Here is a 24,976-nt window from a genome sequence, read left to right as displayed (position 1 = left end):
GGGTTTTTGTGACCTGGCAGTCGATCGATTTACCGGCAATGTCCACCCCGGTACGAGTTCTCGATGCCACTGGCACGCTCCGGTGACATGCCACAGACTTAATGAAATACAGATAGGCTATTTACGGCGAGCTGACCGGATACCAAAGAGATAAACCCTTGTTTGATCATATCAGCCCTGCTCGATTTCAAGGCAGCTTCATGACACGAATTAACAGATTTCATGCTGGGTAGATACCCAACCTGCTTGTGAAGCCTGCAATGCAGGCTTATATGAGGGCATACGCTCCCGATCTGAATCTACTGCCCAATAGCGCAGGAGTTGAGTGGGCGTTCACGGACGCACTACGAATTGATAATCGATTAGTGAGTCAAAAAACAAAAAACCCCGCAGATCGTTGAATCTACGGGGTTTTTTGAACAATTCTGGCGGAAAGGGTGAGATTCGAACTCACGGTACCCCTAAAGGTACACTGGATTTCGAGTCCAGCGCATTCGACCACTCTGCCACCTTTCCGGGTTTTCCAACTCACAACAACGAGGCTGTTTCGTCAGATCCAAGCGGGTCGTTGCTTGGGAGAGAAAGATTATAGAACAGCTGAATCCGATTTCCAAGCCCCTCTGACAAAAATCTTCAAAGAGGCCGGTCAATCGAATCACGGCAGCGACGGCATCAAGCAGCCGCCACTTCCAGCCGTTCCACGCCACCCAGATAAGGCCGCAGCGCCGCCGGCACCGTGACCGAGCCATCCGCGTTCTGGAAGTTCTCCAGCACCGCCACCAGCGTCCGGCCAACCGCCAGACCCGAACCGTTCAGCGTATGCACCAGCTCCGGCTTGCCCTGCGCATTGCGATAGCGCGCCTGCATCCGGCGCGCCTGGAACGACTCCGTATTCGAGCAGCTCGAAATCTCGCGATAGGTATTCTGCGCGGGCAGCCAAACCTCCAGGTCATAGGTCTTGGAAGCCGAGAAACCCATGTCGCCGGTGCACAGCGTAATCACGCGGTACGGCAACTCCAGCTTCTGCAAGATCGTCTCGGCGTGGCCGACCATCTGCTCGAGCGCGTCATACGACCTTTCCGGCGCAACGATCTGCACCATCTCGACCTTGTCGAACTGATGCTGGCGGATCATGCCGCGCGTGTCGCGGCCATACGAGCCCGCTTCCGAGCGGAAGCACGGCGAATGGGCGGTCAGCTTGATCGGCAGCGCACTCGCTTCGACGATGCTGTCGCGCACCGTGTTCGTCAGCGAAATTTCCGACGTCGAAATCAGATACTGCGTGACCGTGTTCTCGCCACCGCCCTTCTCGACGCGGAACATGTCGTCGGCGAACTTGGGCAGTTGGCCGGTACCGTACAGAATCTCCGGATTCACGATGTACGGCGTGTAGATTTCCGTGTAGCCGTGCTGCTGAGTATGCGTGTCGATCATGAACTGCGCGAGCGCACGGTGCAGCCGTGCAATCTGGCCGCGCAGCATCGTGAAGCGCGCGCCCGACAGCTTCGCGCCGGTCTCGAAGTCGAGGCCGAGCGGCGTGCCGACATCCACGTGATCCTTCACCTCGAAGTCGAACTGACGCGGCGTGCCCCAGCGGCGCACTTCGACGTTGTCGGCTTCGTCGTTACCCGCCGGCACGCTTTCGTGCGGCAGGTTCGGCACGCCGAGCAGCAGGTCGGACAAACGCTTCTGGATATCGTCGAGCTGAGCCGCCGATGCCTTCATCGCGTCGCCGAGACCGCCCACTTCTGCCATCACCGCCGAAGTATCCTCGCCCCGCCCTTTCATTGCGCCGATCTGCTTCGACAGGCTGTTGCGGCGCGCCTGCATTTCTTCGGTACGGGTCTGGGTGTCGCGGCGTTCCGCTTCGAGCGCGGTGAACGCCGCCACGTCGAGGGTATAGCCGCGGTCGGCGAGGCGCTTCGCGACGCCGTCGAGGTCTTTGCGCAGCAGCTGAATGTCGAGCATGGGATGGGGCGGGTGTTCGTTGTATGAAGGTGGGATTTTAGCGCACCGGCGCGAGCGGCCGGTGCGTTAGATGGTCAAGGCCCGCGCGATGCGGCCGCGGCCGCGGAACGCGCCGCGAAAAAGGTCAGCCCTTTTTAGACTTGTTCCCGCTGCGCCACTGCGCGTCCAGTTCGGCCAGACGCGCCAGCTTGTCGCCGATCTTGCCTTCGAGACCGCGCGGCGTCGGCTCGTACCAATGCGGCTCGCGCATGTTGTCCGGCAGATAGGTTTCGCCGGCCGCATACGCATCCGGTTCGTCATGCGCATAGCGGTATTCGTGACCGTAGCCGAGTTCCTTCATCAGCTTGGTCGGCGCGTTGCGCAGATGCACCGGCACGCCGCGCGACTGGTCCTTGCTGACGAACCGGCGCGCCTCGTTGTAGGCGTTGTACCCAGCGTTCGATTTCGGCGCGACCGCCAGGTAGATGATCGCCTGCGCCAACGCCAGCTCGCCTTCGGGCGTGCCGAGGCGCTCGTAGGTTTCGGCGGCATCGAGTGCGATACGGGCCGCGCGCGGGTCGGCCAGACCGATGTCTTCCCACGCCATCCGCACGATGCGTCGCGCGAGATAACGCGGGTCCGCGCCGCCGTCGAGCATCCGGCAGAACCAGTACAGCGCGCCATCCGGGCTGCTGCCGCGCACCGATTTATGCAGCGCGCTGATCTGGTCGTAGAATGCGTCGCCGCCTTTGTCGAAGCGGCGCAGATTCTCCGCGAGCGCGCTGCCGAGCAAGGCGCCGTCGATTTCCGTGGTCTTCTGCTGTGAGGCCGCGCGTGCGACGATTTCGAGGTTATTGAGCAGCTTGCGGCCGTCGCCGTCGGCGGAACCGATCAGCGCGTCGCGCGCTTCGTCGGTGAACGTGAGGCCGCCGAGATCTTGCTGCGCGCGCTCGAGCAATTCGCGCTGCTCTTCGTCGGTGAGGCTTTTCAGCACGTAGACGGCGGCCCGCGAGAGCAACGCGCTATTCACCTCGAAAGACGGATTCTCGGTCGTCGCGCCGACGAACACGAAGAGACCCGACTCGACGTGCGGCAAGAACGCGTCTTGCTGACTCTTGTTGAAGCGATGCACTTCGTCGACGAACACCAGCGTCTGATGCCCGTTCGCGCGATGAATCTGCGCGGTCTCGACGGCTTCGCGGATATCCTTCACGCCGGAAAGCACCGCGGACAACGCGATGAACTCAGCGTGAAACGCATCGGCCATGAGCCGCGCGAGCGTGGTCTTGCCGACGCCGGGCGGGCCCCAGAGGATCATCGAATGGGCTTCGCCGGATTCGAATGCGACCCGCAGCGGCTTGTTCGGGCCGAGCAGGTGTGTCTGGCCGATCACTTCGTCGATATTGCGGGGCCGCAGGCGTTCGGCGAGCGGAACATTGGCACGGGTTTCTTCAAACATGACGTTTTGGGGATAATCTCGGCTTTTCCGGACGCAGTCCGTACGAAGGCGGCGTGCTGCCGGATGAGCAAAGCCGGCACGCAAAGGTGCGGGCAACGTCCCGCATTATGACAGTGACGGCGCCAGGGCGACGGGCGCGCGGATCGGGCTGCCGCGTTCGCGCGGCAAATCCGGCTAAAAAATCAGACAACATCGGAAGCAACGTCAAACAGGGACACGATTAGATGGCACAAGATCCACTCGCCGGCAACGCCGGTTCCACCTACGCACCGCTCACGCCGGTGCCCGACGCGCGTCGCGCGTTCCGCACGGGCGACGCATTCGCACTATGGTTTTCTCTCGGCATCGGCCTGCTGGTCGCGCAGGCGGGCGCGCTGCTGGTGCCGGGCCTGTCGCTGCCGCATGCGCTGGCGGCCATCGTGATCGGCAGTGCGATCGGCGTCGTGTTGCTGGCGCTGGCCGGCGTGATCGGCACGGATACGGGGCTCGCGGCGATGTCGTCGCTGCGGCCGACGCTCGGCGTGCGCGGCGCATCGGTGCCCGCCGTGCTGAACGCGGTGCAACTGGTCGGCTGGGGCTCGTTCGAAGTGATCGTGATGCGCGATTCCGCCGATGCGCTCGCCAAGCAGGCCTTCGGTTTCTCGACGCCGCTGATCTGGACCGCCATCTTCGGCTTGCTCGCGACGCTGCTGGCCATCAGCGGCCCGCTTTCGTTCGTGCGGCGTTTCCTGCGCACGTGGGGCATCTGGCTGTTGCTGGCGGGCGCTGCGTGGCTCACGTGGAATCTGCTGGCCAGGCACGATCTGGCCGCGCTGATGCGCCGTCCGGGCACGGGCGAGATGCCGTTCGGCGGCGCAATCGACCTGGTGGTCGCCATGCCGCTGTCGTGGCTGCCGCTGATCGCCGACTACACGCGCTTCGGCAAGCGCCCCGGCGAAGCCTTCCGCGGCACGCTGCTGGGCTACGGCATCGCCAACATCTGGTTTTACGCATTGGGCGCGATCTACGGCCTCGCGGCGGGCGGCGGCGATGCGCTGCTCACCGGCGCGCTTGCGCAAGCCGGCGGCGGTCTCGCGCTGCTTCTGATCCTGATCGACGAAGTCGACAACGCATTCGCCGATATCCACTCGGCAGCGGTCTCGACCGGCACGTTCTGGACGCGCGGCAGCGTGCCTTGGTTGTCGGCGGCGTTCGGCGCGTTGTGCACGCTGATCGCGGTGCTGGTGCCGATGGCGAAGTATCAGAACTTCCTGCTGCTGATCGGCTCGGTGTTCGCGCCGTTGTTCGGCGTGGTGCTGGTGGATCACTTCATCGTGCGCAAGCGTCGTATTGAAGCCGCCGTTCTTGCCGACGTGCGCGGCCGTTATGGCTTCTCGGGAGGCTGGCATCTGAGCGCGTTCGCCGCGTGGGCGATCGGGATCGCCGCGTATCAGGCAATCAATCAATGGCTGCCGAATCTCGGCGCAACGCTGCCCGCACTTGCGATCGGCGCAGTGTGTTATCTGGCGTTCGTATCGGCTCGAAAGACTGCCTACGCCTAGGTTTTAAAAGTCGCCGCGACAAACAGAAAAGGCCTGCAAATGCAGGCCTTTTCCTTTTACGCAGCATCAACGTTCGTCAGTTCAACGCGTGGAGGGGCGATATTCGACACCCGGCAGCACGCACAGCAATTCGAAGGCGAGATTCGCGCCGAGCAACGCGGTCGTGCCGAACGGATCATAGGGCGGCGCCACCTCGACCAGATCGCAGCCGACAATGTTCAAACCATGCGAGCCGCGAATGATTTCCAGCGCCTGCGGCACTGTCAAACCGGCGATCTCCGGCGTGCCCGTACCCGGCGCGAAAGCCGGATCGATCCCGTCGATATCGAACGTGATGTACACCGGAGCGTCGCCCATCCGTTCGCGCACGCGCGCCATCAACGGCGCGAGCGACTGGTTCCAGCACGCCTCGGCCTGCACGACTTCGAAGCCCTGATCGCGGCACCAGTCGAAATCTTCCGCGGCGTAGCCGGTGCCGCGCAGACCGATCTGCACGACGCGGTCGCAATCCAGCAAACCCTCTTCCACCGCGCGGCGAAACGGCGTGCCGTGCGCGATCTTCTCGCCCATCATGGTGTCGTTGACGTCGGCGTGCGCGTCGACGTGAATCAGGCCGACCTTGCCGTGCTTGCGATGAATCGCGCGCAGGATCGGCAGTGCGATCGTATGATCGCCGCCGAGCGTGATCGGCTTGCAGCCGTACTGCAGAATTTCGTCGTACGCGGTTTCAATGCGCTTGATCGAATCGTGCAGGTTGTACGGATTGATCGCGACGTCGCCGATGTCGGCCACGCGCAGCGAATCGAACGGCGCGGCGCGCGTGGCCATGTTGTACGGGCGCAGCAGCACCGATTCGCTGCGGATCTGGCGCGGCCCGAAGCGCGCGCCGGTGCGGTTCGAGGTGCCGAGATCGAACGGCACGCCGACGAAACAGGCGTCGAACCCTTCGGCCGAGCCGACGTTCGGCAGCCGCATCATCGTCGCGATGCCGCCGCAGCGGGGCATCACGTTGCCGGACAGCGGTTGGGGCCGTTCGCCGGCGTCGGGGGAAATGAAGGAGGAAGTATTCATCGTGTCTCGGCAATGAAAAAGGGGCACTAAGCCAATAGGGTGCAAACGGCTGAAGGGAAACGCACCTCGCTGGGCGAATCTCGATTCTTGAGCAGTTTCCTCGAAGTTAAAATACGAACAGAATAAACTTAACATCGATTTTTAACGATGTATCTTGACGCATGTTCTCCCAACTCACCGATCTCGACCTGCGCCTGATCCGCGTCTTCCTTGCCATCGTCGACGCCGGCGGTGTCTCGCCGGCCCAGGCGACGCTCAACGTCGGCCAGTCGACCATCAGCACCCAGCTCGCCACGCTGGAAACGCGTCTTGGCTACCGGCTCTGTGAGCGCGGCCGCGGCGGCTTCAGTCTGACCGCGCGCGGCGAGCAGTTCATCGACGCGGCCCGCGCTCTGTTGTCCGCCGTCGATACCTTCGGCATGCAGGCGCGCAATGTCGGCCGCAAGCTGGTCGGCACGCTCGATATCGGCATGATCGGCCACACGCCAGTATCGGCGAGCGCGCGCATCAGCGACGCGATCGGCCGGTTTCGCGCGCGCGATCAGTCGGTGCGCTTTTCGATTCGGGTCCGCTCGCCGGGCGAGCTGGAAGAGCTGCTGCTCAATGGCCGGATTCAGATCGGCATCGGCTATTTCTGGCACCGCGTACCGTCGCTCGAATACACCGAAGTGTTCGCCGAAGATCAGTTCGCGTATTGCGCGAAAGGGCATCCTTTGTTCACGTCGGCCGGTGAGGTGTCGCCCGCTGAAGCCGCGGCTCACGAATGGGCGTGGCGCAGTTATCCGTTGCCCGAGGCAGAGAGCGCTACCACGCCGCAGAACGTCACCGCCGTCGCGGACAACATGGAAGCGGTCGCGATGCTGGTGTTGTCGGGCCATCATCTCGGCTATTTGCCGGGGCATTTTGCGGCGCCGTTCGTCAAGCAAGGTTTGCTTGCCGCGTTGAACCCGGCCAGGATGCGTTACCGCGTCGCGTTTCATATGGTCACGCGGGCGCGGCAGCATCGCACCGATATCGTCGAGGCGTTTATCGACGATATGAAGGCCGCGCATCCAGTTCAGGCTCCGGAAGCGGATGAGTAACCGTACCGCACAGCACATGCCGCGAACAAAAAAGTCCGCGCATTCACTGAATGCGCGGACTTTTTTTCATTGCGTAGCCAGCTGTGCGGGTTATCCGTTGATCACGTCCGCGCCCTTCGGCACGATGAACTTGAACGCATCCGCCGGCAACGGCGGGTTCTTCTGAATGTTGGAGAACGTCAGCAATGTGACGTTGCCGAACACGTCGTGCAATTCCATCGCTTCGAGATTGCCATCCTTGAAGCCGATGCCGACGCGCTGGAATTGCGTGTCTTTCGCCTTCGGCGTGAGTTCGAGCCAATCGATGCCGGCCTTCACGCCCGCATCGCGCAGCGTAAAGTTCTTGTCCAGATCGTTGCTGCCGAACAGGATCGCGGCCGGGCTCGCGCCGAGCGCGCCGCCAAGGCTGCGCACCGTGACCTGATTCAGATCCTTGTCGTACACGTAGAGCTTGTCGCCGTCGGCTTGCAGCAGTTGCGCATACGGTTTTTCATATTGCCAGATGAACTTGCCGGGACGCGCGAACGTGAAGGTGCCGCTCGACGTGCCGCTCTTGCCGCCGCCCGTCGACAATACCCCGCTCGCGCCGCTTGCGCCCTGCTGCGCCTTGCTCGGCGCACGCACTTCCTGCTGCACGAAGGTGCCGCGCGCCGAGTGGACTTGCGCGACGAACGCCTTCAGTTGCTCGGTGCCGCTCGCGAATGCCTGCGACGCGACGAGCATCGACGCGCCGATCGCCACACAGCCGACGCCCCGCACGACCGTACGAGCGAGTTGGCCGAAACGGCTGGACTGGGCACGCTGTCGAGCGTGCTGCTGCGCGAATGGCTGCATGGTGTTTTCTCCCTTGATTGAATTTGTTTGGCGGTTCCGGCGGCCGGTAACCAAGGATCCGGCCGGCGCACGATGAACGGCGATCGCCAGGTCGGCAAGCCCAAAGCGCGAACCCTTGGGAATCAGCTTAAGCAACGACTCTTAAACCACGCTTATGCCGCCTCGGCCGATTCCGCCGGCTCGTGGCGCCAGGCTGATTTCGCCAGGCTGATGTCGCCAAGCCCGTTCGACTGGATTTATTCCGCTTCCCGTGCCGGCGCCAGAATCTCGCGGTTGCCGTTCGACGACATCGCCGACACCACACCCGAGTTCTCCATCTGCTCGAGCAGGCGCGCCGCGCGGTTATAGCCGATGCGCAAATGCCGCTGCACCAGCGAGATCGACGCGCGGCGGTTCTTCAGCACCACATCGACCGCCTGGTCGTATAAGGGGTCCGACTCGCCGTCGCCAGCGCCGGTTCCGCCGGCGCCCGCGGAGCCTTCGTCGCCCTCGCCCGTCACACCGCCTTCGAGAATGCCCTCGATATAGTTCGGCTCGCCCTGCTCCTTGAGCTTATCGACGACGCGGTGCACTTCCTCGTCCGACACGAACGCGCCATGCACGCGCACCGGCAAGCCGCTGCCCGGCGGCAAATACAGCATGTCGCCCATGCCGAGCAGCGATTCCGCGCCCTGCTGGTCGAGAATCGTGCGCGAATCGATCTTCGACGACACCTGGAAGGCCATCCGCGTCGGCACGTTGGCCTTGATCAGCCCGGTAATCACATCCACCGACGGACGCTGCGTGGCCAGAATCAGATGGATGCCGGCCGCGCGCGCCTTCTGCGCGATCCGCGCGATCAGCTCTTCGACCTTCTTGCCGACCACCATCATCAGGTCGGCGAGTTCGTCGATCACGACGACAATGTTCGGCAGGCGCGTGAGCGGTTCCGGATCGTCCGGCGTCAGGCTGAACGGATTCGGCAGCTTCTCCTCGCGCTTCGCGGCTTCGTCGATCTTGTTGTTGTAGCCGGCGAGGTTGCGCACGCCCAACTTGCTCATCAGCTTGTAGCGGCGCTCCATTTCGGCCACCGCCCAGTTCAGCGCGTGACCGGCCTGGCGCATGTCCGTGACCACCGGACACAGCAGGTGCGGAATACCTTCGTAGACGCTCATTTCGAGCATCTTCGGATCGATCAGGATCATGCGGACCTGATCGGCGCTCGCCTTGTAGAGCAGCGACAGGATCATTGCGTTGATCCCCACCGATTTGCCCGAACCGGTGGTGCCGGCCACCAGCAAGTGCGGCATTTTCGCGAGGTCGGCGCACACCGGCTTGCCGCCGATATCCTTGCCGAGGCCCATGGTCAGCGGCGAAGCCGCATCCGCATACACCGCCGAGCCGAGAATCTCCGAGAGGCTCACAGTTTGACGGCGCTGGTTCGGCAACTCCAAAGCCATGAAATTCTTGCCCGGAATCGTCTCGACCACGCGAATCGACACCAGCGACAGCGAGCGCGCCAGGTCCTTGGCCAGACCGACGATCTGGCTGCCCTTCACGCCCGTGGCCGGTTCGATTTCATAACGCGTGACGACCGGACCGGGATAGGCTGCGACCACGCTCACTTCGACGCCGAAGTCCTTGAGCTTCTTCTCGATCAGCCGCGACGTGAATTCGAGCGTGTCGGCGGAAATGGTTTCCTGCGCGGCCGGCGCCGCGTCGAGCAGCGAGATCGGCGGCAAGGTCGAATCGCCCGGCAGGTCCGTGAACAGCGGCACTTGCCGCTCTTTCTCGACCCGTTCCGATTTGGCCGGCGTGACCACCGGCGGCACGATCATGACCGGCTCGTGCTCCTCGATCCGCACACGGCCCTTTTCGACCTTGCCTTCGCGCTTGACCGCCGCGGCCTCGCCCAATTTACGGTCGCGGCCCGCCTCGCGGCGCAGCTTGGCGAACGTGACCGCCGAAATGATCGATTCACCGAGCTTTTCCGACACCGACAGCCAGGAAAAACGGAAATACAGCGACAACCCGATCCCGAGCACGATCAGCAGCGCCAACGTGCCGCCCGTGAAGCCCAGCGCGTGCGACACCCCGCGCGCCACCGCCTCGCCGATCACGCCGCCCGGCGCGCGCGGCAACTGCACTTTCAGCGACCACATGCGCAACGCTTCGATACCGTCGCAGGCGAGCAACACCAGCACGAAGGCGAACGCGTCCGCGAGCCAGCCGGCGTCGCGCGGCGTGTCCTCCTGAAGATCCTCGTTACGGGTGATACGACGGTAATTGGCGGAGATATGGCGCCCGAGCAGCACGATCCACCAGTAGGCGGACAGCCCGAACAGCAGCAGCAAGATGTCCGACGTCCATGCGCCGACGCGGCCCGCCCAGTTGGCGATATGGTCGACCTGCGCGGCGTGCGTCCAGCTCGGATCGCGCCGGCTGTAGCTGACGAGCGCCATCAGCAGGAATACGCCGAGCGCCACCTGCAAGATCCAGCGGATTTCGGTGAAAAGGCGCGACATGCGGTGCGGCAATGCCTGCGCGCTCGCGGAATAGGGAGCTTTTGCCATTGATCCTGTTGCTTGTGTGGCCAATTCGCGGCCAAGAGTCGCGGCCCAAGCGGCGCCCCGCGCGGCTTCAGGCCCGGTCCCGGCTACCGGGGACTTCGATCCGGGATATTGTAAACGCAGTGCCGGATGCCAGGCTGTAAATGACGGTAACTTGGCCGCTTGGCCGCTTGGCCGATTAGCCAGGCAACGGCCGCCCCGGCGTGCCTGAAGATGCCGGCGAATGTCTGAGCGTCCCTGCGCGTGCCTGAAAGGGCGTATGAAGAATGCCCGCGGAATGCCTGCAGGCTATCGCGGCGATCGGAAAGCTTCATGGAGCAGGCCGGCTTGCCGGCCTTTATAATGGCGCGCTGATACCCAACTACAGTTTCAGCTCAAGTCGCGCGGCCTCGCATGGGCGAGCCCGGCGCCGTATAAGGATTTCGATCATGCCCGCATCTTCCACGAAACACGCCAAGGTTCTGATTCTCGGTTCCGGCCCCGCCGGCTATACGGCTGCGGTCTACGCGGCGCGCGCCAACCTGTCGCCGGTGCTCGTCACGGGTCTCGCCCAGGGCGGCCAGCTGATGACCACAACCGACGTCGAAAACTGGCCGGCGGACGCCAATGGCGTGCAAGGCCCGGAACTGATGACGCGCTTTCTGGAGCACGCCGAGCGCTTCAACACCGAAATCATCTTCGACCATATCCATACAGCCAAGCTGGATGAGAAGCCGATCCGCCTGATCGGCGATTCGGGCGAATACACCTGCGACTCGCTGATCATCTCGACCGGCGCATCGGCGCAGTATCTCGGCCTGCCGTCCGAAGAAGCGTTCATGGGCAAAGGCGTGTCGGCCTGCGCCACCTGCGACGGCTTCTTTTACAAGCAACAACATGTGGCCGTGATCGGCGGCGGCAACACCGCGGTCGAGGAAGCCCTCTATCTTGCGGGCATCGCAAAGAAGGTGACCGTGATCCATCGCCGCGACAAGTTCCGCGCCGAGCCGATCCTGATCGACCGCCTGCTCGCGAAGGAAAAAGAAGGCGTTGTCGAAATCAAGTGGAACCATACGCTCGACGAAGTGACCGGCGATCAATCCGGCGTGACCGGCCTGCGCATCAAGCACACGCAAACCGGCGAAACCACGGATATCGCGTTGCAAGGCCTGTTCGTCGCGATCGGCCATAAGCCGAACACGGACATTTTTGCTGGCCAGTTGGAGATGAAGAACGGCTACATCATCACCAAAGGCGGCCTGAACGGCTTTGCAACGGCCACCAGCGTGCCGGGCGTGTTCGCTGCGGGCGACGTACAGGATCACATCTATCGCCAAGCGATCACCAGCGCGGGCACCGGCTGTATGGCCGCGCTCGATGCGCAACGCTATCTGGAAACCATCGAAGAGATCGGCGAGCACGTGATGAGCGCGGAAGCCGAGCGCTGATCAGCGACGGTAAAATAGCGGTTGGGCGTGGCCCGGCCGCTTGCTGTATCGAAGGCCGCGGCTGACAAGCCAGCGGCCTTTTTTGCGTCGTTCGCTTTGCGTCGTTCGCTTTGCGTCGTTCGCTTTGCGTCGTTCGCTTTGCGTCGTTCGCTTTGCGTCCGCTGCTTTGCGTACGCTGCTCTGCGCCCTTTGTGTCTTGCTGCTGAACGATGCACCGCGACACTGTCCGCAGCGGGTGCGACGTTGCTTGAACGATCTACTTTTCTGCGTGTATTAGCGATATGCCGAAGAATCAGCCTCATCCGAGCGAACCGAAACGCCCGCGTGCCGTTGCCAAGCCCGAGGCGGCAGCGTCCAGGCAGGCCGCGCCCGTCGTCAAACCGAAGCTCGACCCCGCAGCGGGTCTTGCCGGGCTCGGCGCGCTGCGCGACGCATTAAAGGGCGAGGCGCAACGGCGTGAGAGCGAACGCGCGGCAGCCGCGGCGGCGCAACGCGAGGCCTCAGCGGATGCCGATCTGTTTCGCCGCGAGATCGGCGCGGTTGCGCCGTTAGCCGTGCCGCCACGCGCCACGCCACCGCGCACTCCGCCATCGCCGATGCCGGTTCAAACCAGACGCGACGAAGAAGCCGTACTGCACGAAGCGATCTCCGATGAGTTCGACCCCGAAGTGCTGCTCGACACCGACGAGACGCTGTCTTATTGCCGGCCTGGCGTGAGTCAGGAAGTCGTGCGGAAACTGCGGCGCGGCGATTGGATCGTGCAGGCGCAAATCGATCTGCACGGCATGCGGCGCGAGGAAGCGCGCGAGGCGCTGGCCGAATTCATTCGCGAATCGGTGAAGCGCGGCTTGCGGTGTTTGCGCGTGATTCACGGCAAGGGCTTGGGGTCGATCGGTAAAGAGCCTGTGCTAAAGGGCAAAGTACGGGCGTGGCTCGTGCAGAAAGCCGAGGTGATCGCGTTCTGTCAGGCGCGCCCTCACGACGGCGGCGCGGGTGCGGTGGTCGTGCTGCTGCAGTCGGGCGCATCGCCGGCTCACGCCAGGTCCTGACGGAGTCCCGATGATCCATCCGAGGCTGACGCTTGCGCTGACCATCATGGAGGCGCTGGCTATTTTCGCGTACGCGATTTCCGGATTAATCGAAGCGAAGACGCGACGGCTCGATGCAGTGGGGACTTTTCTGGTGGCGATCGCCACGGCCTTCGGCGGCGGGACGTTGCGCGACGTGCTGCTGGAGCGGCGGCCCTTTTATTGGGTCGCGCATCAGGATTATCTGATCGCCATTTTTGTGATGTCGCTGTTTGCGCCGACGTTGCTGAAGATGACTTCGCGGTTGTTGTCTGAACGTGTGCTGCTGATTGCCGATGCTGTCGGGCTGGGGTTGTTCAGTATTGCCGGGACGTCGATCGCGCATGACGCGCAGATGCCGTGGTTCACGTCCGTGATGATGGGGGTGATGACCGGCGTGTTCGGCGGTGTGATCCGCGACGTGCTCTGCAATGAAGTGCCGCTTATTTTGCGCGATTCGCGACCGTATGCGACGTGTGCTTTTGTCGGGTGCTGGTTGTATGTGGCGCTTGATTACGTCAATTTCGATACGGTTTATAGCGTGCTGATCGCTACCGGGTTTATTTTGCTCGCGAGATTGGTGACGTTCAGGTTCAATGTGCGCTTGCCGCACTGATTTTTGCTTGCCTACGGCGCGGCAAAGTCTTCGCGCTGCGGGGGCCGTCGGCGGCTCCGCGGTGAAGCACCGCCCAGAAAACGACTTCGCCGGTGTCGATTTCTCCCCGCGTCGTTCGTCGTCGGGTAAAGCGGCCCTGCCGGCGGCCGTGACTTCTGCTCAATCGAAAAGGTGATCACGATGACTCTGAAGCTCTACGCCCATCCGTTCTCGTCGTATTCCCAAAAGGTCCTGATCGCGCTGTACGAAAACGGCACTGCATTCGATTTTCGCGTTTTGTTGCACGACGATCCGCAAATCATGGCCGAATTCGCGGCACTGTGGCCGCTCAAGCGCTTTCCTGTACTCGTCGACGCCGGCCGCACCGTGACGGAAGCGACCACCATCATCGAATACCTCGGTCTGTACCATCCCGGCCCTGTGGCGCTGCTTCCGGCGAACGCCCGCGCCGCGCTCGAAGTCCGCAGCATGGATCGCTTCTTCGATAACTACATATCCACACCGCAGCAAAAGATCGTCTACGACAGTCTTCGGCCCGAGACGGAGCGTGACGCCCGCGGCGTCGCCGAAGCACGCGCGATGCTCGATACCGCCTACGGCTGGCTCGACAAGACGATGGCAGAACGCGAATGGGCCGCCGGCGACACGTTCAGCCTCGCCGACTGCAGTGCCGCCCCCTCCCTGTTTTATGCCGACTGGACGCATCGCATCGGCCCAGTGTTCCCTCGCGTGCTCGCCTACCGGCAACGACTGCTGGCGCGCCCGTCATTTGCGCGCGCTGTCGACGAAGCACGCCCCTATCGCCCGCTGTTCCCGCTCGGCGCACCCGATCGGGATTGACCGCATCGAACCGGCGGCGCGCCTGCGGGCGCGCCGCCCCGCGCGCAGGCCGGGCCGCAACCCGGACGCAAACGCGGACGCCCCGGCTTGCGCGGCTTGCCACAACAATCCTGCCAGCCTATACACTTCAATTCCAAAACCACTTCCGCCAATCACTGACAAGGCATAGATATGGACCGTTTCGAGGCGATGGAGATCTTTACGCGTGTGGTCGACGCCAACAGCTTCTCCAAAGTATCCGAATCGCTCGACCTGCCCCGCGCCAAGGTAAGCCGCACGATCCAGGCACTCGAAGAACACGTCGGCGTACGGCTCCTGAACCGTTCGACACGCCAGGTCAGCGTCACCGACGACGGCGCGCTGTTTTATGAGCGATGCGTGCGCATTCTCGCCGAGGTCGCCGACGCGGAGTCCTCGCTGTCGAACAAGCGGGAGAACCCGAGCGGCACGATTCGCGTGGATACGTCCGGCACGCTCGCGCGCGTATTGCTGCTTCCCGCGCTCGACGATTTCTACCGACAATACCCCGAGATCGACGTGCGGCTCGGGCTGGCGGACCGCAATATCGACCTGATTCAGGACGGCGTGGACTGCGTGATCCGCATGGGTACGCCGGAGGAGTCGAGTCTCGTGGCGCGGCGCATCGGCAACGCGCGGATCGTCACCTGCGCGTCGCCCGCCTATCTGGACAAATACGGCACGCCAACCACGCTGGAAGAGCTCAGCGAGCATCGCGCGGTCAACTACGTTTCCGCGCGCAGCGGCAAGACCTTCCCGTTCGAGTACCAAGTCAGCGGCGAGCTCGTCAAGGTCACCATGAAAAGCGTGCTCGCCGTGAACGACGGCACGGTCTACATGAGCGCGGGCGCGCTCGGACACGGCATCATCCAGCCGTCGCGCTTCATGGTCGCCGATCTGATCGAACAAGGCGCGCTACGGGAGATCCTCACGTCGTACGCCAGTCCAGCCACGCCGCTGTCGATTCTCTACGCGCATCGCCGCAATCTGAGCTCACGGCTGCGCGCGTTCATCGACTGGGTGAGCGAACTCGCGCGCAACAATCCGGATCTGCGCAGCACCGGCGAGCAATAGCCACCCCAAGAAAAAAGCCCCGCACGTTTCACACGCGTGGGGCTTTTCCAAACCGGATCGCTCAGCCAACCGGCGGTTGTCAGGCAAGCCGCTCTTCGTTGGCAGGATCGAACAGCACCGCCTTCGACGCATCGAACAACAGCGTCGTATTCGACAACGGCTGCGGATTCGAAGCCGGGTGCACCCGGCTCACGATGCGCTTGCCGTTGACCTGGGCGAACACCAGCGTGTCCGGGCCGGTCGGCTCGATCACGTCGACCTTCACTTCGATCGGCTGCAACTTCGCGTTGTCGCCATGCGCGCCGCGCGCGTCGGTGATCCGCTCCGGGCGCAAGCCGAGGACCACGTCGCGCCCAAGATGCGACTTCACCTTCGCGGAGTCGAAAGGCAGGTTCAGGACATTGCGCGCCACGCCCGTATCCAGTTCGATGCCGACGCCCGCGCCCTGCTCCACCAGCTTGCCCTGAATGAAGTTCATCGGCGGCGCGCCGATGAAGCCGGCTACGAACAGATTCGCCGGCGAGTCGTAAATTTCCTGCGGCGCGCCGAACTGCTGGACGATGCCGTCTTTCATCACCGCAATGCGGTCGCCGAGCGTCATCGCTTCGATCTGATCATGCGTCACGTAGACGATCGTCGTGCCGAGGCGTTGATGCAGCAGCTTGATTTCCGAACGCATCTCGATACGCAGTTTCGCGTCCAGATTCGACAGCGGTTCGTCGAACAGGAACATCACCGGATCGCGCGCCAATGCACGGCCCATCGCCACGCGCTGACGCTGGCCGCCGGACAGCTGGCCCGGCTTGCGGTCCAGCAGATGCGTGATCTGCAGCGTGTTCGACACACGATCGACGATCTGCGACTGTTCGTTCTTCGGCACCTTGCGGATGTTCAGCCCGAACGAGATGTTCTCGCGCACCGTCATCGACGGATACAGCGCGTACGACTGGAACACCATCGCGATGTCGCGATCTTTCGGCGACAGGTTGTTTACCGTCTTGCCGTCGATCTGGATCTCGCCTTTGGTCACGGTTTCGAGGCCGGCGATCATGTTGAGCAGCGTCGACTTCCCGCAGCCCGAGCCACCGACGAGAATCAGGAACTGGCCGTCTTCGATGTCGATGTTGACACCCTTCAGAACCGGCACCCCGTTCGGGTAAGTCTTGTACACGTCACGGATGGAAAGGCTTGCCATGCTGTGAATCCTCTTGTCTCTGGTACTGCTTGAAAGCGCCCCCAAACCTGGCACTTCGCGCCAGGCCCCCCCGAGGGGGGCTGAGAAAACCTGGGGCGGCCCGGCGTTTTCTCAGGAACGTCTGTCGGGTAACGGTGGCGCTTCGCCGAGGAAACGCCGCCGCGCCCGGATGGTTTGCGCCGCTTAGCCCTTGACCGCGCCCGCCGTCAGGCCGCGCACGAAATAGCGTCCGGCGACGATATAGACGAGCAAGGTCGGCAAGGCGGCGATGATTGCGCCGGCCATGTCCACGTTGTATTCCTTCACGCCGGTCGAGGTGTTCACGAGGTTGTTCAGCGCTACCGTGATCGGCATCGAATCGACGCCGGAGAACACTATCCCGAACAGGAAGTCATTCCAGATCTGCGTGAATTGCCAGATCAGGCACACCATGAAAATCGGCAGCGAGACCGGCAGCAGGATCTTCGTGAAGATCGTGAAAAAACCCGCGCCGTCGATACGCGCCGCCTTCACCAGTTCAGCCGGCACGCTGACGTAGAAGTTGCGGAAGAACATCGTGGTGAAGGCAATACCGTAGATCACATGCACCACCACCAGACCGGTTATCGAATTCGACAGGCCGAGGAAGCCTTCGAAGCGCGCCATCGGCAGCAGGATCGCCTGAAACGGAATGAAGCAGCCCACCAGCAGCATCGTGAAAATCGGGTCGGCGCCACGGAAACGCCAGTGCGTGAGCACGTAGCCGTTGAACGCGCCGATGATCGACGAGATCAGCACGGCCGGAATCACCATGCGCACCGAGTTCATGAAGAACGGCTGCATGCCGTCGCAACGCACGCCGGTACAGGCGCCGCTCCAGGCCTTGATCCAGGGATCGGCGGTCCAGTGCGACGGCGGCGTCAACAGGTTGCCGGTGCGCAGCTGGTCGATGTCCTTGAACGAGGTGGACAGCATCACGTACAGCGGAAACAGGAAATACAGGGCAAACAGAATCAAGGCCGCGTAAATGACGGCACGGCTGATCGTCATCTTAGGCTGCATTGCGGGTGCTCCTCGATTCCAGATACATCAGCGGCACGAGCACGGCCACGACGGTGGCGAGCATCATGATCGACGACGCGGCGCCGACGCCCAGCTGCCCGCGGTTGAACGAAAACGTGTACATGAAAATAGCCGGCAGCGAAGACGACGTACCCGGCCCACCCGCCGTCAATGCGACGACGAGGTCAAAAGTCTTGATCGTGATGTGACAGAGGATCAGCAGCACGGAGAAGAACACCGGACGCATGCTCGGAATCACGATCTTGCGATAGATGGTCGGCAAGCTCGCGCCGTCCATCTGCGCAGCCTTGAAAATTTCCGCGTCGACGCCGCGCAAGCCCGCGAGGAACAACGCCATCACGAAGCCGGTGGATTGCCACACGGCCGCGACGACGACGCAGAAAATCGCCTTGTCCGGGTCCCCCAGCCAGCTGAATGAGAAGCTCGTCCAGCCCCAGTCGTGGAACACTTTTTCGAGGCCGATGCTCGGCGTCATGATCCATTGCCACGCCGTACCCGTCACGATGAACGACAGCGCCATCGGATACAGGAACACGGCGCGCAGCGCGCCTTCATTGCGGATCTGCTGATCGAGCAGGATGGCGAGGAACAGACCCAGGCCGATACAGACACCGATGAACGGAATACCGAACCAGCCGAGGTTCGCCGCCGAGGTCCAGAACACATCGTTATCGAACAGCTCGCGATAACGGTCGAGGCCGACAAATTCATACCGTGGCATCAGCCGCGAATTGGACAACGACAGAAAGCCGGTTATGGCGATGAAGCCGTACACGAAGATCAGGCTGATCACGACGCTGGGTGCCAGCACCAGCTTCGGAATCCAGCGATCGGCAAGGGCCGCCATCGGCGACCCGCGGCGGGTCACGGAGGCCGTGTTTTTCCCGTTTCCGCTGATAGAAGCAGTCACTACTCGACTCCTGCTGAAACTGTACCGCCAAGGGCTCACGTCAGGACAACGCGCGACCGCAACGGCATGGGTATGACTCGATGAAACCAGGGGTGAAGTTCCTGCCCGAAGTAACGCAACCGCTGACGCAACCGCTGCAGGCGATCCGAAGAGCGCGCCCGGCGCCCGCTCACTGAACAGCTGGGCGCGCCGCTTCGTCTACTTCACTTACTTGGTCTTCGCTGCCTTCGCGAGCGCTACAACCGCGCTCTTCGAATCCTGCTGCGAGTTCATGAACTTCGTGACCACGTCCGAGATCGCGCCGGCTGCTGCATCCGGTTGCGCCATGCCGTGTGCCAGCGAAGGCACATAGCCGCCCGACTTGATCGACACCTGTTCATCCGCGTACGACTTCTTCGCGCAGTCGTCGAACTTGGCCATCGACACGCCCAGACGGACCGGGATGGAACCCTTGTTCAGGCTGAACTGTTCCTGGAAGTCCGGCGACATGATCGTCTTGGCCAGCGCGAGTTGGCCCGACGTTGCCGTCTTCTGGCCCTTCTGCTGGAAGAACACGAACGAGTCGACGTTGAACGTGTACGACTTTTCCGTACCCGGCACGGCGGCGCACACGTAGTCCGAGCCCGACTTCTTGTCGGCGTTGGCGAATTCGCCCTTCGCCCAGTCGCCCATGAACTGCATGCCGGCCTTGCCGTTGATGACCATGGCCGTGGCCAGATTCCAGTCACGGCCCGTGCGGCCCGCGTCGAAGTAACCCTGGATCTTGCGGACCGTGTCGAACACGCCGACCATCTTGTCCGAGGTCAGCGTCTTTTCGTCGAGGTCGACCAGCGCCTTCCTATAGAAGTCGGCGCCTTGCGACAGCACCACGTCTTCCCACAGCGTCAGGTCCTGCCACGGTTGACCGCCCATCGCGATCGGCTGGATGCCGGCGGCCTTCATCTTGTCGGCCACGGCGAAGAATTCAGGCCACGTGGTCGGCGCCTTGCCGCCTGCCTTGTCCAGTGCCGCCTTGTTGATATACAGCCAGTTCACGCGGTGCACCGAGAACGGCGCGCCGACATAGTGACCGTCCGCGTGCATGATCTTGTCGATTTCCGGCGGCAGGTTCTTCTTCCAGTCAGCCGCAGCCGCGTCGATCGGCGTCAGCACGCCTTGCGAAGCCCAGTCCTGGATCAGCGGACCCTTGATCTGCGCAGCGCTCGGCGCGTTGCCCGAGATCACCTGCGTCTTGAGTGCCGTCATGGCAGCCGCACCTGCGCCGCCAGCAACCGCGAAGTCCTTCCACGTGTAGCCCTGCTTCGTCATGTCGTCCTTGAGGACGCCGACGGCTTTCGATTCGCCGCCCGAAGTCCACCAGTGCAACACTTCGACCGACTCGGCAGCCTGCACAGCCGACACGCCACACATCAGACCCGCGGCGCACAAAGCGCCCATGATCGCGCGAAATTTCATTGCTTATCTCCTCCAGACACCTGAACAAAAAACAAATGGCCCCTGATGTCGCCAGGGTGCTGTGGTTGGTTCAAACAGGCAAAACACTGGGCGATCGAGCACGGTCGGGCGCATGCGCGAGGCATGGGCCGGCGGACCGGGGTTCGGCCGCTGGACGCTCAAGAGATGAGTGGTTCGGGATGCAACTGACTGTCTCCTCTTTTGATTTTTGCCTGCCCGCGTTGCGCGCGGCCAGACTCGAGGTGCCTCGCACGCTAACCGGCCAATCGCCTGGGAACCGCTCTGCCAGCCATTTAGCCGTCCGGCTTTCCGTAAGGGCCGCCGGGGCATGCTGGCACGTGCCGACACGCGATGTCCGTTAACATGCAGGGGACGCCTGCCGATTCGGAAAAACGTGCCTCTTGCCTGACAGCGCACGCTTTTTTCATCGAATTAGCGCTACCTCTTGATTTGGATTGTAGTTAAACTACAATTCAGTGTCAAAAAATATTTTATCGGACTACGGTCGCCCTTTCCGGTCACCACGGCGGCCCCAGGACATCGACGGAGACTCATGCAAACCGACTCAAGTTTCACCTTCGTTCTCTTCGGCGGAACCGGCGATCTGTCGATGCGCAAGATCCTCCCCGCTCTGTTTGAAGCACACCGTGCGGGCGGCATGCTGGCTGCCAGCGGCAAGATTGTCGCGGTGGCGCGGCATGTGTCCGATCGCGCCGGGTACCTCGAATGGGTCAATGAGCACGTCAAGCCGCACGTGTCGAAGAACGGTGTGGATGAGGCCGCGTGGGCGAGCTTTTTGCAGCGCATCGAGTTCGCGAAGATCGATCTGGGCAACCCGGAAGACTTCGTGCTGCTGCGCGACGCCATCAAGGACTTGCCCGGCATTCGCGTGTTCTATCTGGCAACCGGTCCGTCGCTGTTCGTGCCGATCTGTCACGCGCTCGCTTCGGTGGGGCTGAACGAGAATGCGCGCATCGTGCTCGAAAAGCCGCTCGGCTACGACCTGAAGTCGTCCAACGCGATCAACGACGCGGTCGGCGAAATCTTCGCTGAAGAGCAGATCTACCGGATCGACCACTATCTCGGTAAAGAACCGGTGCAGAACCTGCTTGCGCTGCGCTTCGGCAATGCGCTGTTCGAACCGCTGTGGCGCCGCGAATGGGTCGAAAGCATCCAGATCACGATCGCCGAAGAACTCGGCGTCGAAGCGCGCGGCGACTTCTACGACAACACCGGCGCCTTGCGCGACATGGTGCAGAACCATTTGCTGCAACTGCTTTCGATCGTCGCGATGGAACCGCCCCACTCGATGGACTCCGATTCGGTGCGCGACGAAAAGCTGCGCGTGCTGCGCGCGTTGAAGCCGATCGATCCGGACGAGATCGGCAAGGTCGCGGTGCGCGGCCAGTACCATGCGGGCGTGATCCGCGGCACCTCGGTGCCGGCTTACGCGACCGAGCCGGGCGTGAAGCCGGACAGCACGACTGAAACCTTCGTTGCCTTGAAAGTCGAGATCGAAAACTGGCGCTGGGCCGGCGTGCCGTTCTTCCTGCGCACCGGCAAACGGCTCGCGGATCGCGTCGCCGAGATCGTGGTGAATTTTCGTGCGGTGCCGCATTCGGCGCTGGGCGCGTCGGCCTTGCGCGCCGGCGCCAATCGTCTCGTGATCCGCTTGCAGCCGAACGAAACTATTCGCCTCTACTGCCTCGCCAAGCAGCCTGGCGAAGGCATGAATCTCGCCAGCGTCCACCTCGACCTCGCCTTCGACCGGTTCTTCCGCGAAGGGCAGATGGAAGCGTATCAGCGTCTGTTGCTCGACGTGATCAACGGGCGCCTCGCGCTGTTTGTGCGGCGCGACGAGCAGGAAGCCGCATGGCGCTGGGTCGAACCGATCCTCAACGAATGGGCGGCCTCGCACAAGCCGCCCAAACCGTATGCGGCAGGCACGTGGGGACCGGCGGCTGCGAGCGCGATGCTGGCGCAGCACGGCACCTGCTGGCTCGAAGAAGAGAATTGAAGCACGGCGGCGTGCCGTGTCGACCGAACACGGCGCATCGCCCGTACGACCTACCGACGAACGAACGGAATGGCGCCGGTATCTCGAGGGCGCCTGCGAGTCATCCACCTTGCAGGCGCCGTCGCGGGAGCAGCACCGCACATTCCGCAGATCTAACAAGAAAGCAGCACGGAGGAGAAGTGATCGAGCTTCACGCTTTCGACGATCAACGCGCCCAATCCGACGCGTTGGCGAAGGCGGTTGGCGACGCGTTACATGCGTCGCTCGCCGCGCAGGCGGCCGCGGCCGCAACCGGCACGCCCGCTAGCGCGCGCCCCGCGACGCTTGCAGTGTCCGGCGGCACCAGTCCGCGGCCGTTCCTGCAGACGTTGTCCACGCAACCCTTCGACTGGGCGCGCATTGCCGTGACGCTGGTCGACGACCGCTGGGTGCCGGAAACGGACAGCGCGAGCAATGCGCAACTCGTGCGCGACACGCTGTTGCAGAACGCCGCGAAGCACGCCGCTTTCTGGCCGCTCGTCGACATCGCGCAAGATCTGAATGCGCACATCGCCGCGCTGAACGCCGACCCGCGCTTGAGCGCCGCACCGGACGTCGCGATTCTCGGCATGGGCGAAGACGGCCACACCGCGTCGATTTTCGCGGATGCGCCCGAATGGGATCACGCGATCGCCACCACCGAACGCTTCGTTGCCGTGCATCCCGGCGCCGCGCCGCATGCGCGCGTGAGCTGGTCGTTATCCGCATTGAAAGAAGTGCAGCACCTGTATCTGCTGATCGCCGGACCGCGCAAGCTGGACGTGCTGAATGCCGCCGCCGCTGCGCCACAAAAAAATGCCATCTCGAAGTTGGCAAACGACAAGGGAGTGAGACTCGATGTCTACTGGTGTGCAAACTAAGGCTGTTCCGGGCGCGGGCCAGCACGCCGATGGACCAAGGCTACTGGCCGACATCGGCGGCACCAATGCGCGTTTCGCGCTCGAGACGGGCCCGGGCGAGATCACGTCCGTGCAGGTCTATCCGTGCAAGGACTATCCGGGCGTCGCCGAAGTCATCAAGAAGTACCTGAAGGATACGAAGATCGGCCGCGTGAATCATGCGGCGATTGCGATTGCGAACCCGGTCGACGGCGATCAGGTGAGCATGACGAACCACGACTGGAGCTTTTCGATCGAAGCGACGCGCCGCGCGCTCGGCTTCGACACGCTGCTGGTCGTGAACGACTTTACGGCGCTGGCGATGGCGCTGCCGGGACTCACCGACACGCAACGCGTGCAGGTAGGCAGCGGCGCGCGCCGTCCGAACAGCGTGATCGGTTTGCTCGGCCCGGGCACCGGCATGGGCGTCTCCGGCCTGATTCCCGCCGACGACCGCTGGATCGCGCTCGGCAGTGAAGGCGGCCACGCCACGTTCGCACCGGCCGACGAGCGCGAAGACATCGTGCTGCACTACGCGCGCAAGAAGTGGTCGCACGTGTCGTTCGAACGCGTGGCCGCGGGCCCCGGCATCGAAGTGATCTACCGTGCGCTGGCGGGCCGCGACAAGAAGCGCGTGGCCGCGAACGTCGACACGGGAGAGATCGTCAAGCGCGCGCTGGCGGGCGAACCGCTAGCGGCGGAATCGGTCGATGTGTTCTGCGGGATTCTCGGCACCTTCGCCGGCAATATCGCGGTGACGCTCGGCGCGCTGGGCGGGATCTACATCGGCGGCGGCGTGGTGCCGCGGCTCGGCGAATTCTTCGCACGTTCGTCGTTCCGCAAGCGCTTTGAAGCGAAGGGCCGCTTCGAGGCGTATCTGCAGAACGTGCCGACCTACGTGATTACCGCCGAGTACCCGGCATTTCTCGGCGTCTCCGCGATTCTCGCGGAGCAGCTGTCGAACCGCGCGGGCGGCAGCTCGTCGGCCGTGTTCGAACGGATTCGCCAGATGCGCGATGCGTTGACGCCGGCCGAGCGCCGCGTGGCCGAACTCGCGTTGAATCATCCGCGCTCGATCATCAACGATCCGATTGTCGATATCGCGCGCAAGGCCGACGTGAGTCAGCCGACGGTGATCCGCTTTTGCCGCTCGCTGGGCTGCCAGGGGTTATCGGATTTCAAGCTGAAGCTGGCGACGGGTTTGACCGGCACGATTCCGGTCAGTCATAGCCAGGTGCACCTGGGCGATACCGCGACGGACTTCGGCGCGAAGGTGCTGGACAACACTGTGTCGGCGATTTTGCAGTTGCGTGAGCATCTGAATTTCGAGCATGTCGAGCGCGCGATCGATCTGCTGAACGGCGCGCGGCGCATCGAGTTCTATGGGCTCGGCAATTCGAACATCGTCGCGCAGGATGCGCACTACAAGTTTTTCCGGTTCGGCATTCCGACCATTGCCTATGGCGACCTGTATATGCAGGCGGCGTCCGCTGCTCTGCTCGGCAAAGGCGACGTGATTGTGGCTGTGTCGAAGTCGGGACGTGCGCCTGAGCTGCTGCGCGTTCTGGATGTCGCCATGCAGGCTGGAGCCAAAGTCATTGCCATTACGTCCAGCAATACGCCTCTGGCCAAGCGGGCCACCGTCGCGTTGGAGACCGATCACATCGAGATTCGCGAGTCGCAGTTGTCGATGATTTCGCGGATTTTGCATCTCGTCATGATCGATATTCTTGCCGTTGGCGTGGCGATCCGGCGCGCCGTACCTAGCGCGGACGTGGCTGAAACAGTCGCCAAGGCGCGCCAGGGGGCCGATGACGATGCTTCGGCTGTGCTGGACTGGTTAAGCCATGGGGCGGCTTCTTCCGCACGGGATTGAGGTGAGGGGTTTGACCCGC

General features: G+C 62.9%; 19 protein-coding genes and 1 tRNA gene. 10 read left to right on the top strand and 10 right to left on the bottom strand.

Going from position 1 to position 24,976, the window contains the following annotated elements:
- Positions 1–426: 426 nt before the first annotated feature.
- The 3 genes from DLM46_RS28860 to DLM46_RS28850 all read right to left on the bottom strand — a co-directional run bounded on the left by DLM46_RS28860 (position 427) and on the right by DLM46_RS28850 (position 3,406).
- Positions 427–516 (bottom strand) — tRNA-Ser (locus DLM46_RS28860).
- Between the two features lie 156 nt (positions 517–672).
- Complete coding sequence (serS, locus tag DLM46_RS28855) at positions 673–1,968, bottom strand: serine--tRNA ligase (protein WP_115106186.1); 1,296 nt, start codon at positions 1,966–1,968, stop codon at positions 673–675.
- Positions 1,969–2,092: 124 nt separating this feature from the next.
- Positions 2,093–3,406, bottom strand: coding sequence for a replication-associated recombination protein A (locus tag DLM46_RS28850; protein ID WP_115106183.1), 1,314 nt, complete (start codon positions 3,404–3,406; stop codon positions 2,093–2,095).
- A 224-nt stretch (positions 3,407–3,630) separates the two neighbouring features.
- Here DLM46_RS28850 and cytX point away from each other — a divergent pair, with 224 nt between their 5' ends.
- A complete protein-coding gene (gene cytX / locus DLM46_RS28845; RefSeq protein ID WP_115106181.1) occupies positions 3,631–4,947 on the top strand; it encodes a putative hydroxymethylpyrimidine transporter CytX in 1,317 nt (438 codons plus the stop codon).
- An 81-nt stretch (positions 4,948–5,028) separates the two neighbouring features.
- Here cytX and speB read toward each other — a convergent pair whose 3' ends face one another.
- Positions 5,029–6,018 carry an agmatinase gene (gene speB / locus DLM46_RS28840; RefSeq protein WP_115106179.1) on the bottom strand — a complete coding sequence of 330 codons (990 nt, stop codon included), beginning with the start codon at positions 6,016–6,018 and terminating at the stop codon, positions 5,029–5,031.
- Between the two features lie 161 nt (positions 6,019–6,179).
- On the opposite strand from speB, the gene DLM46_RS28835 reads away from it, so the two are divergent.
- Positions 6,180–7,100, top strand: coding sequence for a LysR family transcriptional regulator (locus DLM46_RS28835; RefSeq protein WP_115106175.1), 921 nt, complete (start codon positions 6,180–6,182; stop codon positions 7,098–7,100).
- A 90-nt stretch (positions 7,101–7,190) separates the two neighbouring features.
- Here DLM46_RS28835 and lolA read toward each other — a convergent pair whose 3' ends face one another.
- On the bottom strand, positions 7,191–7,934 hold the full coding sequence (gene lolA / locus DLM46_RS28830; RefSeq protein ID WP_115106213.1) for an outer membrane lipoprotein chaperone LolA: 744 nt from the start codon (positions 7,932–7,934) through the stop codon (positions 7,191–7,193).
- Between the two features lie 236 nt (positions 7,935–8,170).
- Positions 8,171–10,486 carry a DNA translocase FtsK gene (locus tag DLM46_RS28825; RefSeq protein ID WP_115106172.1) on the bottom strand — a complete coding sequence of 772 codons (2,316 nt, stop codon included), beginning with the start codon at positions 10,484–10,486 and terminating at the stop codon, positions 8,171–8,173.
- 425 nt (positions 10,487–10,911) lie between these two features.
- Here DLM46_RS28825 and trxB point away from each other — a divergent pair, with 425 nt between their 5' ends.
- The 5 genes from trxB to DLM46_RS28800 all read left to right on the top strand — a co-directional run bounded on the left by trxB (position 10,912) and on the right by DLM46_RS28800 (position 15,525).
- On the top strand, positions 10,912–11,910 hold the full coding sequence (gene trxB / locus DLM46_RS28820) for a thioredoxin-disulfide reductase (protein ID WP_115106170.1): 999 nt from the start codon (positions 10,912–10,914) through the stop codon (positions 11,908–11,910).
- Between the two features lie 281 nt (positions 11,911–12,191).
- Positions 12,192–12,959: a Smr/MutS family protein gene (locus DLM46_RS28815; RefSeq protein ID WP_115106167.1), complete on the top strand. Its 768-nt coding sequence runs from the start codon at positions 12,192–12,194 to the stop codon at positions 12,957–12,959.
- 10 nt (positions 12,960–12,969) lie between these two features.
- Complete coding sequence (locus DLM46_RS28810) at positions 12,970–13,593, top strand: trimeric intracellular cation channel family protein (RefSeq protein WP_115106164.1); 624 nt, start codon at positions 12,970–12,972, stop codon at positions 13,591–13,593.
- 180 nt (positions 13,594–13,773) lie between these two features.
- Positions 13,774–14,433, top strand: coding sequence for a glutathione S-transferase family protein (locus DLM46_RS28805; protein WP_115106162.1), 660 nt, complete (start codon positions 13,774–13,776; stop codon positions 14,431–14,433).
- A 171-nt stretch (positions 14,434–14,604) separates the two neighbouring features.
- Positions 14,605–15,525 (top strand): LysR family transcriptional regulator, encoded by a 921-nt coding sequence (locus tag DLM46_RS28800; RefSeq protein WP_115106159.1) that lies wholly within the window; start codon positions 14,605–14,607, stop codon positions 15,523–15,525.
- A gap of 79 nt (positions 15,526–15,604) precedes the next feature.
- Here DLM46_RS28800 and DLM46_RS28795 read toward each other — a convergent pair whose 3' ends face one another.
- The 4 genes from DLM46_RS28795 to DLM46_RS28780 form a co-directional block, all read right to left on the bottom strand.
- On the bottom strand, positions 15,605–16,720 hold the full coding sequence (locus DLM46_RS28795) for an ABC transporter ATP-binding protein (RefSeq protein WP_115106157.1): 1,116 nt from the start codon (positions 16,718–16,720) through the stop codon (positions 15,605–15,607).
- A 183-nt stretch (positions 16,721–16,903) separates the two neighbouring features.
- Positions 16,904–17,761 carry a carbohydrate ABC transporter permease gene (locus DLM46_RS28790; RefSeq protein WP_115106155.1) on the bottom strand — a complete coding sequence of 286 codons (858 nt, stop codon included), beginning with the start codon at positions 17,759–17,761 and terminating at the stop codon, positions 16,904–16,906.
- Positions 17,751–18,692: a carbohydrate ABC transporter permease gene (locus DLM46_RS28785; RefSeq protein WP_115106153.1), complete on the bottom strand. Its 942-nt coding sequence runs from the start codon at positions 18,690–18,692 to the stop codon at positions 17,751–17,753. Before DLM46_RS28785 ends, DLM46_RS28790 begins: the two co-directional genes overlap by 11 nt.
- Before the next feature lie 207 nt (positions 18,693–18,899).
- Positions 18,900–20,147 carry an ABC transporter substrate-binding protein gene (locus tag DLM46_RS28780; protein ID WP_115106150.1) on the bottom strand — a complete coding sequence of 416 codons (1,248 nt, stop codon included), beginning with the start codon at positions 20,145–20,147 and terminating at the stop codon, positions 18,900–18,902.
- Positions 20,148–20,700: 553 nt separating this feature from the next.
- Here DLM46_RS28780 and zwf point away from each other — a divergent pair.
- From zwf to DLM46_RS28765, 3 genes are all read left to right on the top strand, one after another.
- Positions 20,701–22,164 carry a glucose-6-phosphate dehydrogenase gene (gene zwf, locus DLM46_RS28775; RefSeq protein ID WP_115106147.1) on the top strand — a complete coding sequence of 488 codons (1,464 nt, stop codon included), beginning with the start codon at positions 20,701–20,703 and terminating at the stop codon, positions 22,162–22,164.
- 179 nt (positions 22,165–22,343) lie between these two features.
- Positions 22,344–23,063: a 6-phosphogluconolactonase gene (gene pgl, locus DLM46_RS28770; protein WP_115106145.1), complete on the top strand. Its 720-nt coding sequence runs from the start codon at positions 22,344–22,346 to the stop codon at positions 23,061–23,063.
- Complete coding sequence (locus DLM46_RS28765; protein WP_115106143.1) at positions 23,041–24,957, top strand: bifunctional transcriptional regulator/glucokinase; 1,917 nt, start codon at positions 23,041–23,043, stop codon at positions 24,955–24,957. Before pgl ends, DLM46_RS28765 begins: the two co-directional genes overlap by 23 nt.
- Positions 24,958–24,976 lie beyond the last annotated feature (19 nt).

The sequence above is a fragment of the Paraburkholderia lacunae genome (assembly GCF_003353175.1).
GTDB classification, from domain to species: domain Bacteria; phylum Pseudomonadota; class Gammaproteobacteria; order Burkholderiales; family Burkholderiaceae; genus Paraburkholderia; species Paraburkholderia lacunae.
This window is presented reverse-complemented; position numbering and strand designations above follow the sequence as displayed.